This is a genomic window from Agathobaculum sp. NTUH-O15-33, from assembly GCF_033193315.1.
GTDB classification, from domain to species: Bacteria; Bacillota; Clostridia; order Oscillospirales; family Butyricicoccaceae; genus Agathobaculum; species Agathobaculum faecihominis_A.
The window spans coordinates 1,818,800-1,844,705 of the sequence record NZ_CP136187.1 but is presented as its reverse complement, the minus strand read 5'-3'; the positions used below and the strand labels follow the sequence as shown (position 1 = coordinate 1,844,705).

General features: G+C 58.4%; 23 protein-coding genes, 2 tRNA genes, 1 pseudogene and 1 riboswitch. Of the genes and pseudogenes, 9 read left to right on the top strand and 17 right to left on the bottom strand.

What is annotated here, in order from left to right; genetic code table 11:
* Positions 1–93 precede the first annotated feature (93 nt).
* Genes RWV98_RS09340 through RWV98_RS09330 form a run of 3 tightly spaced genes read right to left on the bottom strand, consistent with a single transcriptional unit; the run spans position 94 to position 4,371 of the window.
* Positions 94–1,632, bottom strand: coding sequence for a response regulator transcription factor (locus tag RWV98_RS09340; RefSeq protein WP_317865441.1), 1,539 nt, complete (start codon positions 1,630–1,632; stop codon positions 94–96).
* Complete coding sequence (locus tag RWV98_RS09335) at positions 1,610–2,587, bottom strand: substrate-binding domain-containing protein (RefSeq protein ID WP_317865439.1); 978 nt, start codon at positions 2,585–2,587, stop codon at positions 1,610–1,612. The genes RWV98_RS09340 and RWV98_RS09335 overlap by 23 nt, the downstream gene beginning before the upstream one ends.
* On the bottom strand, positions 2,584–4,371 hold the full coding sequence (locus RWV98_RS09330; protein WP_317865437.1) for a cache domain-containing sensor histidine kinase: 1,788 nt from the start codon (positions 4,369–4,371) through the stop codon (positions 2,584–2,586). The genes RWV98_RS09335 and RWV98_RS09330 overlap by 4 nt, the downstream gene beginning before the upstream one ends.
* 252 nt (positions 4,372–4,623) lie before the next feature.
* Between RWV98_RS09330 and RWV98_RS09325 the strand changes: the two genes are divergently transcribed.
* Positions 4,624–4,839: an alpha/beta-type small acid-soluble spore protein gene (locus tag RWV98_RS09325; protein ID WP_280960500.1), complete on the top strand. Its 216-nt coding sequence runs from the start codon at positions 4,624–4,626 to the stop codon at positions 4,837–4,839.
* Between the two features lie 80 nt (positions 4,840–4,919).
* Here RWV98_RS09325 and ptsP read toward each other — a convergent pair whose 3' ends face one another.
* Positions 4,920–6,632 (bottom strand): phosphoenolpyruvate--protein phosphotransferase, encoded by a 1,713-nt coding sequence (gene ptsP, locus RWV98_RS09320; protein ID WP_317865435.1) that lies wholly within the window; start codon positions 6,630–6,632, stop codon positions 4,920–4,922.
* Positions 6,633–6,899: 267 nt separating this feature from the next.
* Here ptsP and RWV98_RS09315 point away from each other — a divergent pair, with 267 nt between their 5' ends.
* Entirely contained in the window at positions 6,900–8,216 is a 1,317-nt protein-coding gene (locus tag RWV98_RS09315) for a DUF1015 domain-containing protein (RefSeq protein WP_317865433.1), read from the top strand.
* 21 nt (positions 8,217–8,237) lie between these two features.
* Here RWV98_RS09315 and RWV98_RS09310 read toward each other — a convergent pair whose 3' ends face one another.
* From RWV98_RS09310 to RWV98_RS09285, 6 genes are all read right to left on the bottom strand, one after another.
* Positions 8,238–8,810, bottom strand: coding sequence for a hypothetical protein (locus tag RWV98_RS09310; protein WP_317865431.1), 573 nt, complete (start codon positions 8,808–8,810; stop codon positions 8,238–8,240).
* A gap of 82 nt (positions 8,811–8,892) precedes the next feature.
* Positions 8,893–10,932: a PAS domain-containing hybrid sensor histidine kinase/response regulator gene (locus tag RWV98_RS09305; protein WP_317865429.1), complete on the bottom strand. Its 2,040-nt coding sequence runs from the start codon at positions 10,930–10,932 to the stop codon at positions 8,893–8,895.
* Between the two features lie 250 nt (positions 10,933–11,182).
* Positions 11,183–11,545, bottom strand: a complete 363-nt coding sequence (locus tag RWV98_RS09300) for a type II toxin-antitoxin system PemK/MazF family toxin (protein WP_280960495.1) — start codon at positions 11,543–11,545, stop codon at positions 11,183–11,185.
* Positions 11,546–11,732: 187 nt separating this feature from the next.
* Positions 11,733–12,851 (bottom strand): alanine racemase, encoded by a 1,119-nt coding sequence (gene alr, locus RWV98_RS09295; protein WP_317865427.1) that lies wholly within the window; start codon positions 12,849–12,851, stop codon positions 11,733–11,735.
* A 17-nt stretch (positions 12,852–12,868) separates the two neighbouring features.
* Positions 12,869–13,429, bottom strand: coding sequence for a hypothetical protein (locus RWV98_RS09290; RefSeq protein WP_317865425.1), 561 nt, complete (start codon positions 13,427–13,429; stop codon positions 12,869–12,871).
* A 22-nt stretch (positions 13,430–13,451) separates the two neighbouring features.
* The gene (locus RWV98_RS09285; RefSeq protein ID WP_317865423.1) at positions 13,452–14,321 is read right to left on the bottom strand and encodes an NAD(P)H-hydrate dehydratase; all 870 of its coding nucleotides are present in this window, start codon (positions 14,319–14,321) and stop codon (positions 13,452–13,454) included.
* 334 nt (positions 14,322–14,655) lie between these two features.
* Between RWV98_RS09285 and RWV98_RS09280 the strand changes: the two genes are divergently transcribed.
* The 7 genes and pseudogenes from RWV98_RS09280 (at position 14,656) to RWV98_RS09250 (ending at position 18,253) form a co-directional block, all read left to right on the top strand.
* Positions 14,656–14,731: transfer RNA gene (locus RWV98_RS09280), tRNA-Thr, on the top strand.
* 31 nt (positions 14,732–14,762) lie between these two features.
* Positions 14,763–14,847: transfer RNA gene (locus tag RWV98_RS09275), tRNA-Tyr, on the top strand.
* A 77-nt stretch (positions 14,848–14,924) separates the two neighbouring features.
* Positions 14,925–15,359, top strand: a complete 435-nt coding sequence (locus tag RWV98_RS09270) for a PaaI family thioesterase (RefSeq protein WP_280960439.1) — start codon at positions 14,925–14,927, stop codon at positions 15,357–15,359.
* Positions 15,360–15,462: 103 nt separating this feature from the next.
* Positions 15,463–15,516 (top strand): annotated as a pseudogene (locus RWV98_RS09265) (hypothetical protein); the annotation flags it as partial.
* Between the two features lie 16 nt (positions 15,517–15,532).
* Positions 15,533–16,396 carry an A/G-specific adenine glycosylase gene (locus RWV98_RS09260; protein ID WP_317865421.1) on the top strand — a complete coding sequence of 288 codons (864 nt, stop codon included), beginning with the start codon at positions 15,533–15,535 and terminating at the stop codon, positions 16,394–16,396.
* Positions 16,393–16,878: a DNA-deoxyinosine glycosylase gene (locus RWV98_RS09255; RefSeq protein WP_317865419.1), complete on the top strand. Its 486-nt coding sequence runs from the start codon at positions 16,393–16,395 to the stop codon at positions 16,876–16,878. The genes RWV98_RS09260 and RWV98_RS09255 overlap by 4 nt, the downstream gene beginning before the upstream one ends.
* Before the next feature lie 55 nt (positions 16,879–16,933).
* Positions 16,934–18,253 carry an MATE family efflux transporter gene (locus RWV98_RS09250; RefSeq protein ID WP_305147323.1) on the top strand — a complete coding sequence of 440 codons (1,320 nt, stop codon included), beginning with the start codon at positions 16,934–16,936 and terminating at the stop codon, positions 18,251–18,253.
* A gap of 51 nt (positions 18,254–18,304) precedes the next feature.
* Here RWV98_RS09250 and RWV98_RS09245 read toward each other — a convergent pair whose 3' ends face one another.
* The 7 genes from RWV98_RS09245 to RWV98_RS09215 form a co-directional block, all read right to left on the bottom strand.
* Positions 18,305–19,912, bottom strand: a complete 1,608-nt coding sequence (locus RWV98_RS09245) for a mannitol dehydrogenase family protein (RefSeq protein ID WP_280960435.1) — start codon at positions 19,910–19,912, stop codon at positions 18,305–18,307.
* A 110-nt stretch (positions 19,913–20,022) separates the two neighbouring features.
* Positions 20,023–20,619, bottom strand: a complete 597-nt coding sequence (locus RWV98_RS09240; RefSeq protein WP_280960434.1) for a folate family ECF transporter S component — start codon at positions 20,617–20,619, stop codon at positions 20,023–20,025.
* Between the two features lie 66 nt (positions 20,620–20,685).
* Positions 20,686–20,787, bottom strand: a riboswitch (THF riboswitch).
* Positions 20,788–20,816: 29 nt separating this feature from the next.
* Complete coding sequence (locus tag RWV98_RS09235) at positions 20,817–21,620, bottom strand: HAD family hydrolase (protein WP_317865416.1); 804 nt, start codon at positions 21,618–21,620, stop codon at positions 20,817–20,819.
* A gap of 25 nt (positions 21,621–21,645) precedes the next feature.
* Complete coding sequence (feoB, locus tag RWV98_RS09230; protein ID WP_317865414.1) at positions 21,646–23,658, bottom strand: ferrous iron transport protein B; 2,013 nt, start codon at positions 23,656–23,658, stop codon at positions 21,646–21,648.
* On the bottom strand, positions 23,655–23,885 hold the full coding sequence (locus tag RWV98_RS09225; protein ID WP_280960431.1) for a FeoA family protein: 231 nt from the start codon (positions 23,883–23,885) through the stop codon (positions 23,655–23,657). The genes feoB and RWV98_RS09225 overlap by 4 nt, the downstream gene beginning before the upstream one ends.
* A 442-nt stretch (positions 23,886–24,327) precedes the next feature.
* Positions 24,328–25,692: a DUF4153 domain-containing protein gene (locus RWV98_RS09220; RefSeq protein ID WP_317865412.1), complete on the bottom strand. Its 1,365-nt coding sequence runs from the start codon at positions 25,690–25,692 to the stop codon at positions 24,328–24,330.
* Between the two features lie 3 nt (positions 25,693–25,695).
* A complete protein-coding gene (locus RWV98_RS09215) occupies positions 25,696–25,902 on the bottom strand; it encodes a helix-turn-helix domain-containing protein (protein ID WP_280960429.1) in 207 nt (68 codons plus the stop codon).
* Between the last annotated feature and the right edge of the window lie 4 nt (positions 25,903–25,906).

Below are 25,906 nucleotides of genomic sequence, written 5' to 3'. Positions count from 1 at the left end.
GCAAATAAAAAAAGACGCTTTCCCCGCCGTTTTCATGAGAACGGCGCGGAAGAAAAGTGTCTTTTTTTGCGGTTTACCGGTGTCTTTTTGCGCTCACCTGTTCGCCTGCCGCTCTTTGCGGTACTGCGCCGGGCTAACGCCTAGCTTCTTTTTAAACATTTTACAAAAATGCTGGTAATCCTGAAAGCCCGCCCGCGCGGCGATCTGCCCGATCGTATCCAGACTCTCCGTGAGCTGGCGCTGCACCTGCTCCAGCCTACATCCCAGCAGATATTCGGAAAAGCCGACGCCGACTTCCTGCTTGAACGCGCGGCTAAGATAGGCTATACTCAGGCCCACCTCGCGCGCGACATATCCCAGCCCAATGGGCTCGGCAAAGTGCGCGCGCGTATAGCATACCGCCCTTGCGATGACCGGGCTGAGCCGTTCCAGTCCGGCGGGCAGCGACATTTCACGCATGCGGGACTGATAGTCCGACAGACAAGCCGCACAGTCCGCAAGGCAGATGATCGATGCGTAAAACGGTTCGTCCCGCGTCAGGCCCGCCGCGGTATCGCATTGCTTGAGCCAACTGAGCAGCACGCCGATCTGCACCCGCTCCGCACGAAACGTATCAAGGGCAGCGTGAAAACCGCTTTGCAGCCGCGCGCCGTTGCCCTTTCTCAGGCAGGCGGGCAGCTCCTCGCAAAATGCCAGCGCCGGAGCCGGCACCTGACTGCCCATAGGCGCTCGCCCATCGTACCGTACGATCTCCTTGCCGTAAAAATGCTCCTGCGCGGCCTCCCGCGCCTGCCGCAGCGCGCGGGCAATCGAGCCGCCGCCTTCGCACACCTCGCTTACGCTGATGTGACAATCCGCCGCGAGATAATCCCTTACAAAGCTGTGCAGACTCGCGCTTTGTTCGGCCAGCACCTCGTTTTGACGGGAAGCGGAGGGCGTATCGGAAAAATCGTATAGGATCGCATAGCGCGTTCGTTCCAGATCGATCACTTCCGCCGTGTAGCCGCCCGCGACATGGCGGCACGCTTCGTACAGCCCCTGTTCGCGCAGCGAATCACCCTGCTGCGCGGCGGCCAAAAGAACCGCGCAGCGGTAATAGCGGTAGCGCAGCCCCACGGCCTGTGTTTCGCGGTACTGCTCTTCCCAGCTTGTCTCACGAGCCAGCAGCGATTGCAGCAGCTCGCGCTGCGTCAGGCGACTTCCCTTTTCCGCCATGCGGTGCAGCGCGTGGCGGCCTTCCGCCTCCGCGCGGCGGCGCCGCATCGCGTCGGTCACTCGTTCGAGCGCTTCTCCTAGCGTTTCTTCGTCCAGATGGTTTTTCAGCACATACTCGTCCGCGCCCAAACGCATCGCTTCCTTGACATAGCCGAAGTCGTCATGGCAGCTTAGAACCAAGATGCCGCCGTCATACTTCTTTTCACGCAATGCGCTGATAAACGCGATGCCGCCCATGCCCGGCATGCTGATATCCGTCAAGATAAGATCGGGCTGCAAATGCGCGGTCAGCTCGGCGGCCTCCTCACCGTCCCGCGCGTCGCCGACGATCTGGTAGCCTTTTTCCTTCCACGGGAAGAAATTGCGCAGGAACATCCGCACCAGCGTATCGTCGTCAACGATCAGCAGTTTGTACATTCCCGCTCTCCTCCCGTCTTTCATCCCAGTATTGTTTCGCGTTATCCGCTGTCAGCAACCGGCTTTCAATATAGACGCTGCCGCCGATCTCCTGTCCTGCCAGCGCGCGCGTCACTGTTTCGATCGCCAACGCACCGATCTCGTCCCCCGCCTGCGTGACGAGCGCCGCCATGCGACCGCTCGCCACGGCTTGCAGCGCGTCATCCTGCGTGTCGACCGCGACGATACTGCACGGGCGCGCCGTACCGGCGCGTTCCTGTGTCAGCACCGCGCCGAGCCCCATGACCGCGTTGGTGCAAAAAACGCCGGTTACTCCGGGATACTGGTCCAAGATCTGCTGCATCGCGTCAATCGACTGACCAAGGTCGCTGTCCGCGTGCGTCACAGAAGCAAGGCGCAGTCCGCCAGCCTGCTGCAGCCGCTCGGTAAAACCCTGCACACGGTCGTTATGCGAGGATTGCAGGCTGCTGCCCGCGATCACAGCCACTTCCGCGCCCTCCGGCAGCTGCTCCAGCAGGTAGTCCGCCGCCAACTCGCCGATGTGCCGGTTGTCCGCGCCGATATAGGGCAGCGGGCGATCGGTCGCGCGGGTATCCACCATGAACAGCGGCACGCCGTAGGCCTGTGCCTCCTGCTCCATCCAAGACGTTTCGCCCGAATTGCAGGGAGAAACAATCAATGCGTCCAGCTCGCCGGTTTGCAGCAGATCGGTGATGAGCAGGCGCTGCTCCGCCTCATCATTTTCTGTGCGCGGATAAAGCAGCAGCAGCTCTACCTGCTGCTCTTCGGCAGCCCGCTCCATGCCCGACTGTACCTCGTGCCAGTGTTGGCTGTTCAGCGCCTTGAGCACTACCCCGACACGGTATGCGGAATCGGCGGCGGACGCCGCCGTGTCGGCACAGCCCGTCAAAAGCAACAAACCCAATAAAAGGAGCGCGCTCAACCGTTTTTTCATGCCTGCTCCTCCGTTTCTTCCGAATCTGTATCGATCGCAAACGCCAAGGGATCGCGGCTGGCCGGCAGCACCAGTTCGATCTCGGTCCCTTCGCCCGGCGCGCTGATCAGAGAAAAGCCGCCTTGCTCCCCATAATAAAGCGCGAGCCGCTCCCGCACGTTGGACAAGCCGATACCGGTGAACTGACGGTGCGCGTCATTCTGTCCTTCCAGCAGCTGCTGTGCCTGTTCCTCTGTCATGCCTTTTCCGTTGTCGCGCACCGTGATGCGTAAAAAATCGTTTTCTGTTTTCGCCGAGATCTCGATCCGATTGTCCGACCGTTTGATGTCCATGCCGTGCAGCACGGCGTTTTCGACCAGCGGCTGCAAAAGCAAGCGCGGAACATAACATGGGAGCGCGTCATCGCTGATCTCGTACGCCACCGTGAAGCAATTCATATAGCGGTAGCGCTGCAACGCCACATAGTGCTCAACCAGCGCCGTTTCCTCGCGCAGCGTTATAAATGTGCCTTGCTTATTGGTGCTTGCTTCCAGAAGGGCGATGAAATCCGCCAGCTGCTCACCAACCTTTTTATCATTTTGTAAAAGCGCGGTGTATCGAATGGTGTTCAGCGTGTTATACATAAAGTGTGGTTTGATTTGATGCTGCAGCGCCCGCATCTCCGCCTGTCTGCGCGCCAGACGGTCGCGCACCTGCTGTTCGACCAGTTCGCGAATGCGTCTTGCCATTGCGTTGAATCGCCGGCCGAGCTGCTGCAACTCGTCGCTTGCGGCGAGTTGCACGCGCGTTTCCAGCTTGCCCTCGCCCACAGCGTCCATGGCGTTCATCAGTTGGCCTACCGGCCGGTAAATCCAGCGGGACAGCAGCTGCGCCAAGAGCACCGCGATTAAAACGATCAGTAAAATAAACGGCAGCATGATCTGCTGCTGACGCAGATCATGCGTCAGTCGAGCGCGGTCGGTCAGATACAGCAGGCGGCAATCGGAAAAGCCGCCTTGCACCGAGGCATATAGCATGCGCGAACCCGCTTTGCTGCAGCCGCCGGACTGCACCGCGCTGGTAAGCGCGGGCATCTCGGCCAGCGAATCCGCGGCAAGCCCGATATCGCCGATATAGCGCGAGGAGATCACCTGCCCCGCGTTGTCCAACAGATAACACTGCGTGTATTCATCGCGGCCAAGTTCATCCAGCAGCGCATAATACAGCACCCGTTCCTTGATGCCGACCAACAGACGGCCGATCGCTACGCCATTTTCATCTGTAAGATCGCGCACATAGGCATAGTACAGCTCCGGCGTGCCGCCCGTGCTGTTTCGCGCGACGGGCTGAATGCCGGTTTGCGGCGCGCTTTGCCAAAAAGAAACATCAAAAGGCGCCGCCGTACCGGCGGCCTCCAACATATGGTGCTCATCCGAGGATACAACGGTGTCTGCCGCCGGTAAGTACAGATAGATCGCGTCGATCAGTCCGCCCTCCGGAATTTGGCTTTTCATGCGCTCAGACAGGCGCAGCGCCTGCGCGGCCGTCTGCTCGCCCGGTGCGGCGAAAGCAGCGCCTTCCCTAAGGAAGTCCGCATCCGCCGCCAGACGCACCGCCGCAAAATAAGCGGTTTTTAAATAGCCGTCCAGCTGTTCCGATTTATTTTTCAGCGTACGCTCGATCGAATCGATGCTGCCGCGCTCGATCTGCTCCATCGAACGGTGATAGCTGTTGCCCCAAACGACGGCGATACAAAGCAGCGCCGGCAGCAGGATGGCAAACACCAATTTTGAACGAAAGCTCATCTTCCCCATTTATTCGCCCCGATTTTTAAAAGAATCATCCTTTAGTTTAACCACTTTGCATCCGGCTGTCAATCGCCGTCGGCAGCCGCGCGGCCGTTTTTCATTCATTTTCAAACCAATGTGTTATAAAAACGTATTTGCAGTATGTTTTTGCCACTGGACGCACTAATTTCTTGTCATATCGCAAATTTTCTCGCACACAATACTATCAGCGAAACCCAAACACACAAAAACAAAAGGAGAGAAAAAATTATGGCTAACACGAACAACGGTTCTAATCAGGGTATGGTTCCGGAAGCACGCGCGGCTATGGATCGCTTCAAGATGGAGGCTGCTGCTGAGGTAGGCGTAAACCTGAAGCAGGGTTACAACGGCGACCTGACCTCCCGTCAGGCTGGCTCCGTCGGCGGCCAGATGGTTAAGAAAATGATCGAAGCTTACGAGCAGAAGCTGGCCGGTCAGGGCTGAAACTGATCCCAAATAAGAAAGACGCTGTTTCCGGTCTAAGCTCCGGAAACAGCGTCTTCCCTTTTGTTACAATAAATTTTTTACTTACGCCAGCCCGCAAACAGTTCTTCCGCCGCAGTAGCGCTGGGCGCTGCCAGCAGCTGCTCGGCAAACGTCTGGCACTCGGCAAAGGTGTGATCCGCCAGATCCGCCTTGGCCGCGAGCATCGCGGAGGCGGACATGGACAGGTTCGTGACACCCAGACCGCAAAGGATAGGCGCCATGCCGGGCGTGCCCGCCATTTCGCCGCACACGCCGACCTCGATTCCGTTCTCGTTCGCCGCCTTCGCCGTCATGCGGATCAGACGCAGCACGCCGGGATGCAGCGGGCGGTACAGATACGAGATCTTTTCATTGATGCGGTCGACCGCGCAGGAATACTGAATCAAATCGTTCGTGCCGATCGAGAAGAAATCCACTTCCTTCGCCAGCGCGTCGGCGCAAATCGCCGCCACCGGGATTTCGATCATGATACCGACCTTGACATTCGCATTAAACGCAACGCCTTCCGCCGTTAGAAGATCCTTGGCCTGTTGCAGCACCTGTTTGGCCGAACGGATTTCTTCCGCGGAGGAGATCATGGGGAACATGATGCGCAGATCGCCGTACTGCGCCGCGCGCAGCAACGCGCGCAGCTGGGTCAAGAACAGATCGGTCTGGTTCAGGCAAATGCGGATCGCACGGTAGCCAAGGAAGGGATTCTGCTCTTTTTCAAGCGAAAGCGCGGGCACTTCCTTGTCGCCGCCGATATCCAGCGTACGAATGATCACCGGCTTGCCGGCCATGGCCTCGCAAGCCTTTTTGTATGCTCCAAACTGCTCCTCCTCGCTGGGCAGATCGTCGCGGTCCATAAACAAAAATTCACTGCGGAACAGGCCCACGCCCTCGCCGCCAAGCTCGGCCACGCGCACCGCGTCGTCCGGCTTGCCGATGTTGCCCTCGATCACGACGCGGCGGCCGTCGGCGGTCGCGCCCTCGCGGTCGCGGTAGGTGGCAAGGAATTCACGGCGCTTTTCTTCCTCGGCTTTTTTGGTTTTAAAATCTGCGAGCGTTTCCGCGTCCGGCGCGATGACGACCTCGCCGGTCGAACCGTCAAGCAGCAGATCGTCGCCGTCCGCGATATCGTCCGCGCGGTCGCCCGCGCCCGCGATCGCCGGAATGCCCATCGAACGCGCCATGATAGCCGAGTGGCTGGTACGGCCGCCGATGCGCGTGATGAAGCCCATGACCGGCTTGCCGCCGATGCGCGCCGTATCGGACGGCGTCAGGTCGTTCGCGATCAGGATGCACGGCTCGGTCACGGCGTCGATCGCGTTATCGGCAATCCCCTTCAGGTTTTTCAGCACCCGCTTTGAGATATCGCCGATATCGGCCGCGCGGGCCTGCATGTATTCATCGTCCATCGCGCGGAACATCTGCTGGAAATTTTCACAGTTGACAAAGCAGGCGTATTCCGCGCAGACCTTTTCATCCGCGATGATGCCGGTCATGCCCTCGACAAAATCGGGGTCGTCCAGCATTAAAAGATGCGCGTCGAATATTTCCGCTTCGGCGGCGCCGATATTTTTTTCGGCCTCGTCCCGCAGCTGTGCGATCTGTACCTGAGCCTTTTCCACGGCATCGGTCACGCGCTGCTGTTCGGCGGCGACATCGGTAATCGTGTCCTTTACAACGGTCAGATCCTCTTCTTTAATAATCAGCGCTTTCGCGTGGGCCAAGCCCTCGGATACGCCGATCGCTTTCCATTTAAGCATTCACTATTCCCTCCTGCTCCTTGTTCTTTCTCACCAAAAATACTATTACTATTGTAAGGTATCTTGTTGTTTTCGTCAAGTGCGGACAGACACTTTCAAAAAACATTAAAAAAATTGCCGAATGCACGTGCCGCCCCTTAAAATATCTGGTATAATATTGTCTATCGCTGAAAGCCGCCATGCAAAACAACGGCTTTCCCCCTTATGCATAACATAGTTTCGCTTACTACAATCATTTTTAAACCTGTTTGAGGAGGAACGACTTTTATGGACAAGCGTTGCACCCGTGTGCCACACATCATCATGCCCAAGAAAGGGACCGATTTATCCAAATGGGCTGTCATAGCCTGTGACCAATACACTTCCGAGCCGGAGTATTGGCAGGAAACCGAACGCGTCGTCGGCACGGCGCCTTCCACCCTTCGCCTGACCCTTCCCGAAGTCTATCTGGAGGAGGCGGACGTATCCGCCCGCATTTCCACCATTCACCAGACCATGCAGCAGTATGTTGCGGACGGCACGCTGTACACCCTGCCCGCCGGTTTTGTTTTGACCGAGCGCCAATCCGGCGGCGCGCACCCGCGCCGCGGCCTTGTGCTGGCCATGGATCTTGAGGATTACGAATACAAAGCAGGCTCCCAGTCCCTGATCCGTCCGACGGAAAAGACGGTGGAAGAGCGCATTCCGCCCCGTCTGGCCGTGCGCCGTGGCGCAAGTTTGGAACTGCCGCATATCATGATCCTGATCGACGATCCGGAGCGCACCGTGATCGAGCCGCTGTTCGCCAAGAAGCATTCCTTCGAGACGCTGTATGACACCGACCTGATGCAGAACGGCGGCCACATCACCGGCTGGTTCATCCCGGAGGGCGACGAGACCGAGGCAATCCAGCAGCATCTGGAAGCGCTGTGCGACCGCGACGCCTTCAACAAGAAGTACGGCTGCACCGACGCGCACGCGCTGCTGCCCTACGCCGTGGGCGACGGCAACCACTCCGTGGCGACCGCCAAGGCCTATTGGGACGAGGTGAAGCAGGAGCTTTCCGAAGCTGAACGCGCCGATCATCCCGCCCGCTTTGTGCTGGTCGAGGTCGTCAATATCCATGACGAAAGCCTGATCATCGAACCGATCCACCGCTTGCTGTTCAATGTCGACGTGGACGATCTGCTGGACGCGTCCGTTGCGTATTTTGCAAAGCACGGCTGCTCCGCGGAGATTGCCGCCGCCGGCACCGGCAAGGCGGACGAGCACACACAGGTGTTCCCCTTTATTTCCGATAAGCGTTGCGGCGATCTGATCGTCAAGAACGCGCCTTACTCGCTGCCGCTGGCTTCGCTGCAAGCGTTTCTGGACGATTATTACGCCGCCCACGCGGACGCTAAGATCGACTATATCCACGGCACCGATGTGATTGAAGCCCGCGGCACACAGCCGGGCAACATGGGCTTTTTCCTGCCCGATATCGCCAAGAACGATTTGTTCCGCGGCGTGATCTTCGACGGCGTGCTGCCCCGCAAGACCTTCTCGATGGGTGAAGCGCATGAAAAGCGCTATTATCTGGAGGCCAAAGCGATCGTCAAGTAACATAGATCCCGCCCTGCGACACTATTCGCCGGGCGGGATCTTTTTTGTCCGGCTCCACCGCAGCGCGGCCCGGCCGGCTTCGACGGAACACAGCACAAAGGCCGGGGCCAGCGCAAACGGCTGATCATGCGCAAACGGACAGCTCACCACCGCGTCCCCCTCCTGCATTTCGCATTGCACCTCGCCTTGCCGGATCAGCGCGTCCAGAAGCGGTTCGCCCGTCGTTAAGAGGGCTCTCTCCGGCTGCTGTGCTGCTTGCAGCGGCTCCGGCGGATCTTCCTGTTTCTGCGGGGGCGCGGGCGCTCTGTCCTCCGGCTGCAAGGCAAGATAGAAATCCTGCGGCACCGTATGCTCGCACCCCGCCGCCTTGAGCGTTTCCCTGCTCAGACGGCGCTCCAAACGCAGGCGGCCCTGCCGCGGCTCGGGCAGGCCGATCAGAAGGGTGCCTCCGTCTGCTGTTTGTCCATAGCAGCGCAGCAGCGCCAGCGGGTCCCCGGTCAGTGCACAGTCCAGTGCGACGAGCGCGCCGTATGCGTCGTTCGTCCAATCGAGCGAGCCCACCGGCTCGCCCAAATATCGTACCTCGGCTTTCATACAACGCCGCCCCCCTTCCGCTCGATAAAAGCGCGTACCCTTTTAACAGGATACGCGCTTTTGACACCTTGTATGACTTGTTTTAGAGCCAAGCTTGCAGCACTTCCTGCAAGCGGCTCACTTCGATCGGCTTTGCGATATGATCGTTCATGCCGATATTGCGTGCCTTCGCCACGTCGACCGTAAAGGCATCCGCTGTAAGCGCGATGATCGGGATCGTTTTCGCATCCGGCCGGTCTAAGGCGCGGATCGCGGCCGTTGCATCGTAGCCGTTCATCACCGGCATTTGAATATCCATTAGGATCGCGCCGTATTTCCCCGGCCCGGCGGCCTGAAACGCTTCCAGCGCCTGCTTGCCGTCTTCCACCGCGTCGACATCAATCTGCTGCATATGCAGAAGTTCCACCGCGATCTCGCGGTTCAGCTCGTTATCTTCCGCCAGAAGCACGCGGCGCGCGGCGTAAGCCGCTGCTTGTTGCGCCTCCCGAACCGGTGGACCCGTTGTTTCTCCGCTCGGGAGCTGCGCGTCGCTGCACACCTCCAGCGGTACGGATACGGTGAAGGTAGTGCCCGCCCCCAGCGTGCTTTCCACCTCGATGGTGCCGTTCATCATCCGCACAAGGTTTTCCGTAATGGTCATGCCAAGGCCTGTGCCTTGGTTCTTACTGATACGCGGATCCTCAGCCCGCCAAAACGGTTCAAATACCGAGGCAATGGATTCCGCCGGAATACCGATGCCGTTGTCACTGCAAACAAACTCATATTGCCGCTTTCCGGGCGCCGCGGAATACAATTCGCTGATGCGCAGGGTGATTGTTCCGTGTTCCGGCGTGTATTTGATCGCATTGGACAGCAGGTTCATTAGGATTTGCTGCAAGCGGTCTCCGTCCGCGATCACATGTTCATGACAGAGCTTTTCCGCTACGATGCGCAGCTGCTGCCGGTTCTCCCCCGCAAGCGGCTGACACATGTCCTCGATCCCTTGCAGCAGAACGGGCAAGCAAACTGGTTCCAACAAAAGATCGATCTTTCCGCTTTCTATTTTGGATACATCCAAAACCTCGTTGATCAGACCCAGTAGGTGCCGGCTGGAGGTATCGATTTTGTCCAGACAGTCAAACACTTTTTCCGGCGAATCACGGTTGGCCCGCGCGATGGTGATCATGCCCATGATCGCGTTCATGGGCGTGCGGATATTATGGGACATGGCGGAAAGAAAATTGGTCTTGGCCGCGTTGGCCACCTTGGCCGCATGATAAGCGTCCTCCAGCACCTCGCGCTGCCGTTGCTGTTCATCCCGGTCCTTTGTAATGTCGATGCCGACGCTGTAAAACGACTCGATTCCATCCCAGCTTTCTTCGCTGCTGACATAGCTATATGTCATGGTAAGAATTTTGATCGCGCCGTCTCGGGTGATGATTCGCCCTTCCGCGATCGTGTCCTCGCCGGTCTCCTTGGCGCTTTGCATGACTTTTGCCGCGCGTTCGATATCGTCCGGGTGCACATAGGTGCACTTATCGTGCAGTTCGTTATGGAACTGTTCTTCCGTGTAGCCGATCATCTGCAAGAATCCGCCGCCGTACCAGAGGACCGTCCGCATATCCCGGGCGTCCACACGCGCAAAGCCGCCCGGAATGGTGCGGATAATCGCTTCACGCTCCCGCTCCTTCTTTTCCAGCGTATATTCCAAACTGAGGTCGTCGTGCGAAAGCTCCAGACGGGCCCGGTGGCCCTCCCAGTCGATGATGCGGTCCTTCAGGATGTAAGCATGACCCAAATGGGGATTATAATAATCCCATTCGTAAAATGAATCCTCGGAAAGCAAATGGTTGGTGCAGAACGGACAGGGCGAAGACCGGCCTTGGATCACTTCATAGCATTTTCGCCCCAACGTTTCTTCCAGCGACAGGCCTACTGTTTGGCAGGAGGCCTTGTTGAGATACAAAAGCTCATAAGTATCCATATCCGCCACGTAAGCGTTATCGGCATATTCATCCAGCATCCATTTGAAATATTGCGCCCGCTTCTTCCACAGGCGGCACGCTAGGAGCCGGCTGTCCGCGTCGGGTTGCGCCGAAGCTCCGGCATTCTCCGGATTATGTTCCGTCTTTTGGTTTTCCATCGCTGTTTCTCCTTCATCCGATAGCCCGAGAGCAAGCATGTACTTTAATTTTCATTATATCGGATGAAGTCTGCAAATGCAATCGCTTATACGGGTATGTGAACACATTTTGATGAAGTTGATCGTTTGGATGAGCCGGATCACCTATCGCAAAGAAAAACGGATCTGCAACAGCAGACCCGTTTTTCTTTGCGATTCTTATCAGCTTATATTATAGCGGACCGTTTGCATTGCATGCAAAACAGCCCAATCAACCTTGTACGGAACCCAGCCCGAAACTGACGGCGAGCGCCTCGTCGACGTGTCGCATAGCATTCTCGTCAAGCGAACCCATTTTTTCTCGCAGGCGTTTTTTATCCAACGTTCGAACCTGTTCGGCTAAAATAATCGAGTCTTTGGTCAGTCCGAAATTGGGCGCGCCGAGCGTGATATGCGTCGGCATTTTGGCTTTATTGACTTGCGAGGTAATAGCGGCGGCAATGACCGTCGGGCTATACCGATTGCCCACATTATTTTGGACAATAAGTACGGGACGGATACCACCTTGTTCGCTACCGACCACAGGGCTGAGGTCGGCATAGTAAATGTCTCCTCGTTTGATGCTGCTATCCACTTGGTTCACACTCCGATGAAATAGATTTGCACCGCATCTGCGGCTGCAAATCTATTTTCCCCGCGCGGCGGAAAGTTATACTAATCCCACATAAAAAGCACTATTTTTATGAGCCGCGCGAAAAACTGCGTCGGGAGAAATATTGTTCTCCCGTTTCATCTTATGGAAAGGCAGCGCCTTTTGTCAATCAAAAATATATCCGGGGCACGCGGCGGCTGATCGCGCACATCACTTCGTACGAAATGGTGCCCGCGGCTTCAGCGACATCGTCCGCCGTCAGGCCCGATGGGCCAAAGATCACAGCCTCGTCCCCGCGGCTGACCGGCGCGCCATCCGGTACGCGCGCCATGCACATATCCATACAGATGCGGCCGAGCACCGGTGTAAGCTGTCCTGCGAGCAACACGTGCGCTTTACCCGAACCCGTGCGCAAATATCCGTCCGCATAGCCCATGGCGACGACCGCCATGCGGATTGCCTCCTCCGTTTCAAACGCGCGGCCGTAGCTGACCGAAGTGTGCGCGGGGATATCGCGCACCTGCACGACGCGGGCCTTGACCGTCATGGCGGGCCGCAGCTTGATCGGACGCGGCAGCGCCGGATCGGGCGAGTAGCCATATAGGATAATGCCCGCGCGCGTCATGGTACAGTGTGTTTCCGCGTACTGCTGGATCGCGCCGCTGTTGGCGCAGTGGCGCAGCGGCAGCTCCAAACCGTTTGCGGCAAGGGCCGCGCAAATTTCGTCAAAGCGTTCGTACTGCATGGCGGTATATGCCTGTCCATCCAGCGTATCGGCAACCGCAAAGTGCGTGAATATCCCCTCTGAACGTAGGCCGGGCAGCCGGCTTGCAGCCAGAACGGCCTGCACCGTCTCCTCTTTTTCCCACGCAGGAAACCCCAGACGCGTCATACCTGTGTCCAGCTTATAATGTACGGTAGCTTCTTCCCCGGCGCTTACCGCGGCGGCGGAAAGCAATTCGGCGGTCTCGCGGTCGTACACGGAAGCGGTGATATGCTGCCGTACCACGGTATCCATATCGTTTTCGTCAATATAGCCCAAATTCAAGATTGGCGTTTCTATGCCGTTCTCCCGCAATTCGACCGCTTCCTGCACGGTCGCCACGGCAAAGTAAGGCGCGCCGCACGACGCAAGAAGCTGTGCGACGCGCACCGCGCCGTGGCCATAAGCATTCGCCTTTACCACGCACAGGACCGGCGATTTCGCCGCCGCGCAGATGGCTTTATAGTTTTCTTCAATGGCGCGCAGGTCGATCTCGGCCCACACGCGGTGTCGGTTTTTCTCCATTCCTCTTCATCCTCGATCTACGTCTTTTCCTGATACTCCATCACTTGAATTGTCAGCACACAGGTGTCGTCCGCATAAAGTTCGGCGCACACGGGCTGGCGGCCGTCCTCGGTCAGCCATACCTGCTTTACAATCTTGCCGTCCGCGCTGTCGCTTTCATATCGCAGCACCAGCAGGGTCTGTCCGGCCACCTCTTCGCTCCACCGCTCGGCGGGTACGTCGCTGCGCAAATCGGAAAGCAGGCAGAACAGACCGTCCGCCGGCGTCAGTCCGGTGCGCTGCGGCATGGCGTCGTCCAGAGCCGCGCCATCGTACTGAAGGGAAAATTGCGCGCTGTCCGTACCGGCAATGGTGCCCGAAATGCCGGAAAGCGATGCGGGCGCGGTCACGGTGAAGGAGTCGCTATCTTCTTTATTATAAACGTAGTCCAGCTCATATTCCAGTACTGATTGCCCTAAATTGGATAAAATTTTTATATGGGCGGTAAAGCCCGGTACTTCGCTAAAATGTGTACGCACGCTTTCATCGTTCGCAACCGCGCCGCCGCAGGCGGTTAGCAATAGAAAAAGTGCGAGCAACGGCAAAAGCTTCCTTTTCAGATCACCACTCCCTTGTATTATAGCGTTTCAGCAGGCGAGGCAGATAGTGCAGCATATCGCTTGGCGTCATACCGTATTCGCTCAGCTCATTGGCGGCCAGATCGCCCGCCTTGCCATGCAGGAAAGCGCCGGTGCAGGCTGCGTCTGCCGCACACAGCCCCTGCCCGCAGAGCGATACGATCATGCCGGCCAAAACATCACCGCTTCCCCCCTTGGCCATGCCCGGATTGCCCGAGGTGTTCTCAAACAGTTGCCCCTCCGGCGTGGCGACCCGTGTGCGATGCCCTTTATAAAGAAGGATACAGCGGTTGTCCACCGCAAAATGAGCGAGCGACGACTCGTCCGGCTGTCTAATCCCACTAAGGCGGGCGAACTCTCCCGCATGCGGCGTCAGTACCACCGGCCGCGCAGCCTGCCGTACTATATCCATATGTCCGTCAAGCGCATTTATGCCATCCGCATCCAATACGATTTGGCATAAAGTTTCGCGCAGCAGCGTACCGACGATTTTTGTCACGTTATCCGACCGGCCCAAACCGCAACCGATCAGCACCGCGTCCGCTTTACCGGCCAGTGATAATAGCTGCGGCAGCGCGTCTTGATGCAGACGGCCCTCGTCGTCCTCCGGCATCGGACATATGACCGGCTCGTGCAGCTTTGCCGCCAGCGCCTGCCAAGCAGCGCGCGGAGACGCCAGCGTCACCACCCCGCTTCCCATGCGGACCGCGCCCATGGCGGCAAAATAAGCGGCGCCGGAATACATAGCGCTGCCGCATATACAAAGAACGCGGCCATAATTGTTTTTATTGGAATCCGCCGCGCGGAGCGGCAGGACGGAATCTGCAAAATCCCAGTCAATAATCTGTTTCATAATTCTTTCCTCCTCGTCAAAGTATATCATAAGTCTCTGCCGTTTTGCATAATCGGTTTTCATTTCCGGACAAATAAACTGTTGAAAATACTATATTTATCAGCCCTCAAAATTTCGACACTATATTCCATTTCGCCGGACGAGTTGCTGCGCCGGTATCCCTCTGTTTCTAAATCTCTGCTCACCGTGCTGCAGCAGGTATCCGACGCGCTCGAAGGTCTTTCCGGGCAAAAACCTAAAACATTACAAAAAATTTAAAATAACTGTTGACAGGTCCCCGCCTCCTATGGTATTATAAATACCGTCGCCGAGCGAAAAACAAAACCTGCAAAATGCTGGTGTAGCTCAGTTGGTAGAGCAGCTGATTTGTAATCAGCAGGTCGGGGGTTCAAGTCCGTCCACCAGCTCCACCACCCTTCAAACCGGCGCACAATTTCATATGGGAGGTTTCCCGAGTGGCCAAAGGGAACAGACTGTAAATCTGTCGTCTATGACTTCGGTGGTTCGAATCCACCACCTCCCACCATGTGAACAGGTCGATTGTTTCTTTGAGCAATCGACCTGTTTTCTCTTTTTTCTGAAACGATGTAAGGAGAGCGAACGATGCTTAGCACACATGAAATTTTAAAATGGCGGCAGCAGCAAAGCGGCCTGAACCGCCTGATGAACATGCAGATTACCGAACTGACCGAGGGGCACGCGGAGGTCACGCTGGCGCTATCTCCCGCACTGCTCAACCCCCTCGGCATGGCGCACGGCGGCACGATCTATTCCCTGTGCGACGTCGCGGCCGGTACGGCGGCGGCCTCGCGCGGCAGGGTCGCGGTGACGCTGAACAGTTCCACCAATTATCTGCGCCCCGGCAAGCCCGACCGCACGCTGCGCGCCGTTGCGACCGAGCGAAAGGCCGGGCGGACGACCGGCGTATTTCTGGTAGAGGTGTTCGACGACCGCGGCGAGCACGTTGCGGACGCGACCTTTACCATGTACTATACCGGCCAGACGCTGGAGGATATGATATGCCCCGTGGAGGACTGAGCGAGGCGCTCATCTCCCCCTGCTCGATTGGTATGACGGCGCTGGGCGCGACCTACCCTGGCGCGCCCAGCCAACGCCCTATCGCGTTTGGGTGAGCGAGATCATGCTGCAACAAACCCGCGTGGAGGCGGTGCGCGCTTATTTCGAGCGTTGGATGGAGGCGCTGCCCACCATTGAGGCCTTGTCCGAAGCGGACGAGGCGGTATGTCTGGAAGCTTTGGGAGGGCCTTGGCTATTATTCCCGGGTGCGCAGCCTGCACAAGGCGGCCAAAATCGTCTGCGCGCAGTACGGCGGCGCGCTGCCCGCGGATTACGACGCGTTGCTCGGGCTTCCCGGTATCGGCGACTATACGGCGGGCGCAATCGCTTCGATCGCCTTCGGCCTGCCCCAGCCCGCGGTGGACGGCAACGTGCTGCGCGTCGCCGCCCGGTTGACCGCGGATGAGACCCCGATCACCGACCTTAAATACAAGAAGCTAATCGCGCGGCGGCTTTCCGACCTGATCCCGCACGACCGTCCGGGCGATTTTAATCAGGCGCTGATGGAACTTGGCGCGACCGTCTGCCTGCCGCACGGCGCGCCCGCCTGCGGCGCCTGCCCCGTGCGGCATCTATGCGCCGCTTTGGAAGACGGCACCGCTTCCCTGCTGCCCAAACGCGCCCCTAAGAAGCCCCGCCGCATCGAGGAGCACACGGTATTGCTCGTGCGTGCCGACGCGCTTGTAGGGCTGTCACAGCGCCCGGAAACCGGCCTGCTCGCCGGGCTTTGGGAGTTGCCCGCTCTGGCCGGCCATTTAACGCCAAGCGAGGTGCGCCAAGCCCTTGCCGCGCGCGGCTGGCAGGTGGACAACCTGTTCTCTCTACGCCCTGCCAAACATATTTTTACGCATGTGGAATGGCATATGACGGGCTATTACGTCGAGTTGTCGGGCCGCCCAGAGGAGCTGCAATTCGTCACCCTCGCCGCGCTGCGCGCCAACTATGCGCTGCCTAGCGCGTTCCGCCCGTTTTTATCGGTCATTGAGGAGGAAATATGACGCCCGAGCTTGTCGTACACAACATACCGCCGCTTTATGACGAAAACTCCCGCGTGCTGCTGCTCGGCTCAATCCCAAGCCCCAAATCGCGGCAGGCGGAGTTTTTCTACGCCCACCCGCAAAATCGGTTCTGGCGCGTACTGGCCGCCGTGTTGGAGGTATCCGCGCCGCAGACGATCGAGGACAAGCGGACGCTTTGCCTGACCCACGGCATTGCCCTGTGGGATACGATCGCGCGGTGCGAGATCGCGGGCGCATCCGACGTTTCGATCAAAAACGCCGTGCCGAACGATATCGGCGCGCTGCTGCGGCAGACGCAGATCAAGCGTATTTTCGCCACGGGCGCAAAATCAGCCGAATTGTACCGCCGCTTGATCGAGCCCACGCTGCACGTACCGATCACCCAGTTGCCCTCAACCAGCCCGGCCAACGCCGCATGGTCGCTTGAACGGCTGACCGAGGCCTACCGCATCATTCTTTGAAAGAAGGCGCACGAAAACGAATAAGGATCTATTTGACAAACCAAAGCTTAAAAAGCTGATTGTGCCGCTGATCATCGAGCAGGTGCTTTCGCTCACCATCGGCCTTGCGGATACTATTATGGTATCCTCCGTTGGCGAGGCGGCGGTCTCCGGCGTGTCTCTGGTCGACATGCTGAATGTACTGATCTTCAACATCTTCGCCGCGCTTTCCACGGGCGGCGCGGTCGTTGTGGCGCAGCTGCTCGGCGCCAGAGAACGAGAGCGCGCTTGCAGCGCGGCCAAGCAGCTGCTCACCGTCGTTGCCCTGATCTCGCTTGTGATCACCGGCCTTGTGCTGCTGTTCCGCACGCCCCTGCTCCGCCTCTTGTTCGGCTCGATCGAGGACGACGTGATGAGCAGCTCGCTCCGCTACCTGACGATCAGCGCGATCTCCTTTCCGGCGTTAGCGCTGTACAATGCCGGCGCGGCCCTATTTCGCGCACAGGGCAATTCGCGCGTGTCCATGATGATCGCGGGCCTGATTAACATCGTCAACATCGGCGGCAACGCGCTGCTAATCTTCGGCTTCCATCTGGGCGTGACCGGCGCGGCTGCCGCCTCCGCTTTTGCCCGGCTGGTCGCTGCCGTCGCCATCTTACTGCTGCTGCGCGCGCCCGAGCACGAAGTATCGCTCTCCCGCGGCGGCTCGTTCAAGCCGGACGGCGGGCTGATCCGCCGCATCCTACAGATCGGCGTGCCGAACGGGCTGGAAAACAGCCTGTTTCAGCTGGGCCGCGTGCTGGTCGTCAGCATCATCGCGCTGTTCGGTACCACGCAGATCGCGGCGAATGCGGTCGCAAACAATCTGGACGCGATCGGCGTGCTGCCCGGCCAAGCCATCAACCTTGCGATGATCACCGTTGTCGGCCAATGCATCGGCGCGGGCGACGCGGCGCAGGCACGGCGAATGGTCAAAAAGCTGATGCGGCTTACTTATCAGATCTCCGCCGCGGTCTGCATTGTCACAATCTTACTGTGCCCGCTGATCTTGCGTATCTACAATTTATCGCCCGAAACGCTCGCGCTTGCCCAGTTGCTGGTGACGATCCATAACGGCAGCGCCATTCTGCTGTGGCCCGCCTCCTTCACGCTCACCAACGCTCTGCGCGCGGCAAACGATGTGCGCTACCCCATGGTGTGCGCCATTGCCTCGATGATGCTCGTGCGGCTCGCGACCGGTTATGTGCTTGCCGTACAGTTTAATCTGGGCGCGCTCGGCATCTGGATTGCCATGGTATGCGACTGGCTGTGCCGCTCCATCTGCTTTGTCACCCGCTTCCGCGGGGACAAATGGCTGAAAAACGCGCCCTTGCAGGAGGCGCAGCCCCAAACGTAAAAACCCGCCCGGAACACCAACGTGTTCCGGGCGGGTTTTACATAGCAGCTTTTATTTTTCGCTGCCTTCGCCGCAGTATTTATTCAGCGTTTCGCGGATGGCGCGCGGGCCGCGGTTCATCTCATTAAAGAGCTGCACCACGATCTCGCCCACGCCGACCTCGAACAGGTTGACGCCGAAATACATACGGCTGCTGAGCAGCTTGTACAGTTGTTTTTCCGGCACCTGATCGCCGAGCTTGACCGCGCCCATCATGGCGCGCACAGTGTCGAGGTTAGGGTCGGAGCTCAGCTCGATCGCCTCGCCGCGATCATCCACGCCGACCAGATAGCGCAGCCAACCGGCCAGTACCAGCGGGATGTAGATCAGCTTGGTGGCCTTGTGCATCGGCGAGGTGGAGTTATAGTAGGCGTACAGCGTTTCGCCAAAGCGCAGCGAAAGCTTACGCGAGGTATCGGTCATGATACGCTGGGGCGTGTCTTGCAGGAAGGGGTTGGGGTAGCGCTCGCCCAGAATGCGGTGCAGGAACTCGACCGGATCGATCACGCCCGGGTCGGCCACCATCGGCATGGCTTCCAATTCGCTCATACGGGTGACCAGCGTGACCAATTCCTGATCCTTCATTTCATCGCTGATCTTATTGTAGCCGAGCAAGCAACCGAAAACGCCCAGCGCCGTATCCATCGGGTTCATGCAGGTGCTTACCTTCATATGCGCCGAACGTTCGACGATGTCGCGGCGGGTCAGGATAACGCCGCACTGCTCGAGCGCCGGATGACCGTTCGGGAACGCATCTTCAATCAGCAGATACTGCAGGCTTTCGGTGTTGACAAAGCCGGCGGCATAGGTGTTTTTCGCGGTAACAAACGGCAGCATGCCTTCGATCCCTTGCTTCTCAAGCATTTTGGCAATGCGTTCATCCGGATGCGGCGTGATCTTATCGATCATCGACACCGGATAGGTGCACTGGCGAAGCAGATAATCGCACTCTTCCTCGGTGATCAAGCCGTTTTCCAGCCACGCTTCGACCATCAGGCGAACGGCGCGTTCCAAACGCTCGCCGTTGTTCTGGAAGTTATCCAGCGAAACAAGGGCCAGCGGCGGCAGACCGGCGCGGCAGCGCGCCAGACACAGCGCGCTCAGCTTGCCGAAGAAACACGCCGCCTCGTCCGGGCCGTTTACGCGGTCGTGCTCATAGGCGGGCAAGAATTCGCGTTCGGGCGTTTGGATTACATAGCCCTTTTCCGTCAGTGTAAAGCTGACCATTTGCAGGCTGGGCGCCAAGAAAATTTCTTGCAGGCGCGCGCCGTCCTCGCTCAGCTTGAGGCTTTCCGTGACTGAACCGACGACTTCCTTGTTCAGCGTGCCGTTGGAATAAACGGTCACGACGAGGGACAGGTGGTCGCGGTCGCGATAGCAACGGTCGATCAGGTCTTCATCGTACCCGTCGCAGCAGATCACGCCGGTCTTCGACAGGCCCGCGGTCAGCAGGCGCTGGGCCAGCACGGCGGGAAACGCGCGGAACAGGTTGCCCGCGCCGAAATGCAGCCAGGCAGGCGCTTCCTGCGTCAGCCGGCGCGTCTCGTCGATATCGTATTGCGGCAGGCGGAAACCGCGCCAAGACGCATGATGCTTAATACTCTCTCTTGTCAGCTTCATCAGCGGCACATCCTTTCAGTAAACGGAAAAGCTCCGTTCTTTCCAATATCTATAGTATACCAAAAAAAGAGCCGCCTGCATAGAAAAAAATAGTCTATTTGCCGAAAGGTTTATGTGGTGCGCTGCTTTGCCGGACGCGGCGGCGCCGTCACGCCGGGCAGCATGCGGTAGAACCGGTCGATCAAACGCATGCCGAAATATAAAAGCGCGATCTCGACCGGCAGCATGAGCAGATTTTTGGGTACGCGCAGCACCAGCAGCGCTCCCATTGCCTTGCCGCCCGTGATTGTCAGCCACAGGGTATTGAGGCCGATGTTGCAAAACAGATTGATGCAGGCTTTCGCGCCGATCGCGCGCCATACGGTGAGCTTGCGCGGATAAAGCCACAGCCCCCAGATCAAACCGGCCGCGATGGCGGTGACGGTAAAGCCCGGGAAATAGCCGCCCATGGTGAAGCCGCCAGCGAAATAGCCGAGCACATCGGTCGCAATGCCGCCCAGCATGGCCACCGTGGGCCCGAACAGCATGCCGATCGCCGCGTTACACAAAAAGCCGAAGCCGATCCGCAGATTGGGCGGCAGCTTGATCGTGAGGCCCAACAGATCGAGCGTGAGATTCACCGCGATGAGTAATGCCGTGAGCGCCAGACAACGCACACTTTTCAGTTCGTGCAGCGAACGGATAAAGATATTTTGTTTTTTGGACATAGAAAAAGACACCTCCATAAAAATTCTCTGTTGCCACAGCGATTTAGGAGATGCCTAAACAGTTGCAGCAGCGGGATGCGATCACTTTACCGCAAGGAATTACTCCCTTTCGTCCGCCGAACAACTCCCCGTCTCGGCGGCACTTAACGCAAAATGATCTACTCTGCTTTTTCTGCCTTTATTTTATCACGAATCTTTCACTTGTCAATACCTAAGATATGGCGGATGGTACGGCAAACGCCGTCTTCATCGTTAGAGGGGCAAATGTATTTTGCCGTTTTTTTGAGTGTGTCGTGCGCGTTTGCCATGGCGAACGATTCGCCGACCGACTGCAACAGCTCCAGATCGTTCAGGTAATCGCCAAACGCCATGCAGTCCTCCGGCGCGATGCCGAGCGCTTCGCACAGCGAGCCGATGGCCTGCCCCTTGTTCATGCCCGGCCGCATCAGGTCGACCCAGTCCGCGCCCGAGAGCGCGACCTGCGCCTCGGCGGCAAAAGGCGCGAGCGCGGGCAGCACGGTCGATTCCGCTTTGCGCGAACAAAAGACCGCGACCTTGCATACCGGTTCCCGCTCCGCTAAGCGCAAAAGATCGGGCGCATAGCGGCGGCGCGCGTAATAATGCGCCATATTTTCAAGAAATACGCCGTCCTTGTCGTTTTCGTAAAACGCGCCTTCCCGGCAGGCCAAGATCGCCGACGCGCCCGGAATTTCACGGGCCGTTTCGACCGCACGCTGTACCACCTCCGCCGGCATGGCGGAAAAGGAAATGACCTTTGCACCGTCGCACACCATGGCGCCGTTTTCGCTGATATACACGAGTTCGTCCGCCATGGGCGCGAACATTTCGCGCAAATTATAATACTGCCGCCCGGACGCGGGCGCAAAGCGCACGCCCTGCTTTTCCAGCGCCCCGATCAAAGGAAACAGATCGGGAGAAAGCTGCTTATCACTATCCAGCAGCGTGCCGTCCAGATCGGCCGCGACCAGTTTGATCGCCATGATACTTCCACCTTTCTTCTCTTGCTTACAGGAACAAACCGCCCACTTGGTAGATGACGAGCGCGACGATATAGGCCAGCCCGGTTTGGAAAGCGGCCGCGCCGAGCGCCCAGCGCCAGCCGCCCATTTCGCGCCGGATCGTCGCGAAGGCGGACATACAGGGCATGTACAGCAGCGTAAACGTCAAAAACGCATAACCGGAAAGCGGTGTGAAAACCGTGCCGATCAGCCCGGACAGCATCGCGCTGTCCCCCGCCGCGCCGTAGAGCACGCTCATCGTCGAAACGACGGCCTCCTTCGCGACAAGGCCGGTCAGCAGCGCCACGGATTCCTGCCAGTGTCCAAAACCGAGCGGACCGAACACCGGCGCGATCGCGGCGCCAAGCACGCCCAAAATACTTTCCGCACTGTTACCCGCCACGGCGAGCGACAGCGTGAAGTTTTGCAGCAGCCAGATGACCACGCTCATCAAGAAAATAATCGTACCTGCCTTGGTGATAAAATCCTTGGCCTTCTGCCACATATTGAGCACCGTGCCCTTAAAGGAGGGCATGCGGTAGGTCGGCAGTTCCAGCACAAAACCGGAGGAAACGCCGCGAAAAACAGTTTTCTTTAAAATGAATCCCGCCAATATGCCGACTAAAATACCCAGCACGTACAGGCTGAGGATGATCAGCCCTTGATGCTCTTTAAACACCGCGCCCGCGACAAGGGCGTACACCGGCAGCTTGGCCCCGCAGGACATGAAGGGCGTGAGCATGATGGTCATGCGGCGGTCCTTCTCGTTTTCCATCGTACGGGCGGCCATCACGGCGGGCGTGGTACAGCCAAAGCCCATCAGCATGGGCACGAACGATTTGCCCGAAAGGCCGATGCGGCGCAGCAGCGTGTCCATGATAAAGGCAACGCGCGCCAGATAGCCGGTATCCTCCAAGATCGAAAGGTAGAAAAATAAAATGACGATCTGCGGCAAAAAGCTTAAAACGCCGCCCACGCCGCCGATCACGCCGTCGCACAGCAGACCGATCAGCCAGCCCTGCGCATTGACCGTGGTGAGCGCGCCGCGCACCGCAGGCGCCAGCAACCCTTGCAGCAGATATTCCATCCCATCCGCCAACGCCGAACCGATCGGCCCAAAGGTGCTCCAAAACATGAGGAACATGAAAAACGCAAAGATCGGCAGCGCCCAAAACCGGTGCAGCACGATTTTATCGATCCGCTCGGTCACGGTGATTTTTCGTCCGTGCGGGTGGCGGTAGCTTGCTGCCACGATCTCTTCTATGTAATCATAAAGCGCGTCCGCCAGCACCATTTCGTTGTCTGTCGAATTGGCGTGGCTGTGCATACCGGCTGCGATGGCGTGCAGCTCATCCCGCGTTCCGCGCGGCAGATCGACCTGTTCGCGCATTTTTTCGTCGCCTTCCAGCAGCTTTGCCGCGTAAAACGGCAGGCTGCACCGACGCAGCGGCAGCGGCTCCAACAAGGTCGCCGCGCGGCGGATCGCCGCGCTCACGCCGTGCAGATAAGCCGGCTGGCGCGCGGGCGGACGCATTTCACCGGTTATGGCCGAGAGCAGCTCGTCCATATTCTCGCCCTTTTTCGCGCTAATCGGCACGACCGGCACGCCGAGACGCTCGGATAGCGCGGCGCAGTCGATCTCGATACCTTGCGCGCGCACATCATCCATGAAGCCAAGGGCAACGACCATGGGAAGACCAAGCGCGATCAGCTGAAGCGTCAAATACAGATTGCGTTCGATATTGGCGGCGTCAACGATATTTAAAATACCGTCCAGCTCGTCGGAAAGAACGTATTCCCGCGCAATGATTTCTTCTTGCGTGTAGGGGGAAAGCGAATAGATGCCGGGCAAATCGACCAGTTCGACCGAGGTGCCCTTATAACACACGCCGCCGCTTTTCCGATCCACCGTTACGCCGGGCCAGTTGCCCACGTGCTGGTTTGCGCCGGTCAGCCGGTTGAAGAGCGTCGTTTTACCGCTGTTTGGGTTACCGATAATGGCAAGGGTTCTTTTTTTCATCGGCTTTGCTCCAACACGATTTTTTTCGCTTCTTCACGCCGCAGGGAAAGGCTGTAGCCCCGCAGCCGCACGGCCACGGGGTCGCCAAACGGAGCGATCCGCTCCATCATAACGGGCACGCCCTTGGTAATGCCCATATCAAGAAAGTGGCGCTTGAGCGCCCCCTCCGCCGTGATCTGCGCGACGACGCCGACCTCGCCGGGACGCAGATTGTTCAGTGTTTTCATGGTTTCCCCCGCTCTTCTGTTCGCATTCGCTAACCGCTAATATTGTACGCCGCCAAGCGCTACTTGTCAAGGCGAGCGGCGGACAAACGCAACAACACAAAGCTTTCGCGAAGCGCGGCAGCAACGCCCCCGGCCGCACAGGCCAAGGGCCCGCCGCGATAGAACGCAGCGGGCCCCCAGCGTGTCAAAGAACCATTCGCGCCGCAGCGCGTAATAAAATTGAAAATTTAAGCTTTGCTTCAATTTGACCAAAAACCGGGAGCATGTATCTCGGTTTTTGAACAAACCGGCGGCGAAGTGTGCCCAAAGGGCGCGCGCTAGAGCCGGAATACTCGATCGAAATGGGGCTTTGTTTCGATCGACAGACTGTCAAAAATTGTTTTTTGACAGTCTGAGGGCCCGCCGCGATAGAACGCAGCGGGCCCCGATTGATGCCGTTATTTTATGTGAACAGAAACCCGATGGCGCTGGAAAAAGTATGCGCGGCGTTGTAGGAAGCGATCAGCCGTTCCACCGGCAGCACGCATAGCAGGCAGACCAATATAGCGCCGGAGATCGCCGCGAAACGCACGATGCCGAAGCGCTTGCACTGATACGCGATCGCGCTCAAAAAGACCAGCGCCAGCCAGACGAGGAATACCGTTGCCACCACGCGTTTGACCGTTAGCCCATAGGCCGCGATATAAAGCCCCATTTTGCTCATCGCTGTCGCGCAAAGCAGCAGGGAGAGCGCGCTCAGCGCGACGCCGCCTAGGCGCAGCGCCCGATTTTTCTCATCCTCAGCGCGGCTGAACAGGTGCGTTACCAGCAGCAGGCATACGTTAATTACACCAATACGGCAAAGCTCAAAAAAGCCTTGCCGCGCGTAAGCGGCGTGGGAAAAGCTGGCCGGCAGACGGCCGGAAAAACCGGAAAACAGATACCCGCCCTGCAACGCAATAAACAGGGCATAAGCCACGCATACCAGCATGAGCGCGGTCACGCTCGCCAACGCGGGCACCAAATGCGCCTTTTGCGCCATCCGCCGCACGGTAGCGCGGTCATACGGTTCGGTATGAACTCCGCGCGCCGCGCCATAGCAGGCGGCATACACCCACGCGCCGACCGGCACAGCCAGTATAAGACGCAGCAGCACATCACCGCAGTTGTTCAGGAACCACGTTCCCGTTTGCCGCATGCCTTCGGCAAACATCTGATCCGCGCTGGCGAGCAGCGGAAGCACCAACGCAAGCAGCGGCACCGCGATACATACGCCCAGCAGCACCATGCCCACCTGCCGCCGCGTTTTTCCGCCGCCGCGTTTGACGAGCAGCGCGCGAAACGCCGCGGGGAAATTGGCGGCCGGCACGACGAGCAGCGCGGACAGACAATCAAACGGCAGCCAATTACTGGTTTTGCCGCCGTACAGCACGCCGGCGGCCGACAGGGTCCAATAAAGCGCAACGCCGTGCAGCAGAAATATCTGGAGCGTTGGCGCTAGGCTCCACAGCGTGACCGGCAAGCCAAGACTGAACAGCACCGCCATCCAAAACCAGCTTTCCGCTCCGGGGCGGCGTCCCCGCAGATACAGATAGGTCAACACGAGGGCCGCGTATCCCACCGTAATCAGCGCGATCAGCGGGCTGTTCATGGTTTTCTCAAACGACCAAATATAGAAATAGCCGAAGGCGAAAGCCAAAACCGCGAACAGCGTATCCGTCCGATCACAGGCAAAGGGCGGCTTTTGGGGCGATGCCTGAGGCGTTTTGGGTATAGAAACCTGAGGCGCGCGGATCTCGCCGCTCGCCGAAGTGATATTCGGTTGCATGGTTTATTCCTCCGTATAATCCAGCAGGTCGGCCGGCTTACAGTCGAGCGCCTTGCAAAGCGCTTCGAGTGTGGAAAAACGAATGGCCTTGGCCTTGTTATTTTTCAGAATAGAAAGATTGGCGGGGGTGATGCCGATGCGCTCAGCCAGCTCGCCTGCACTCATCTTGCGGCGGGCCATCATCACATCGATATTGACCACAATGGGCATATCG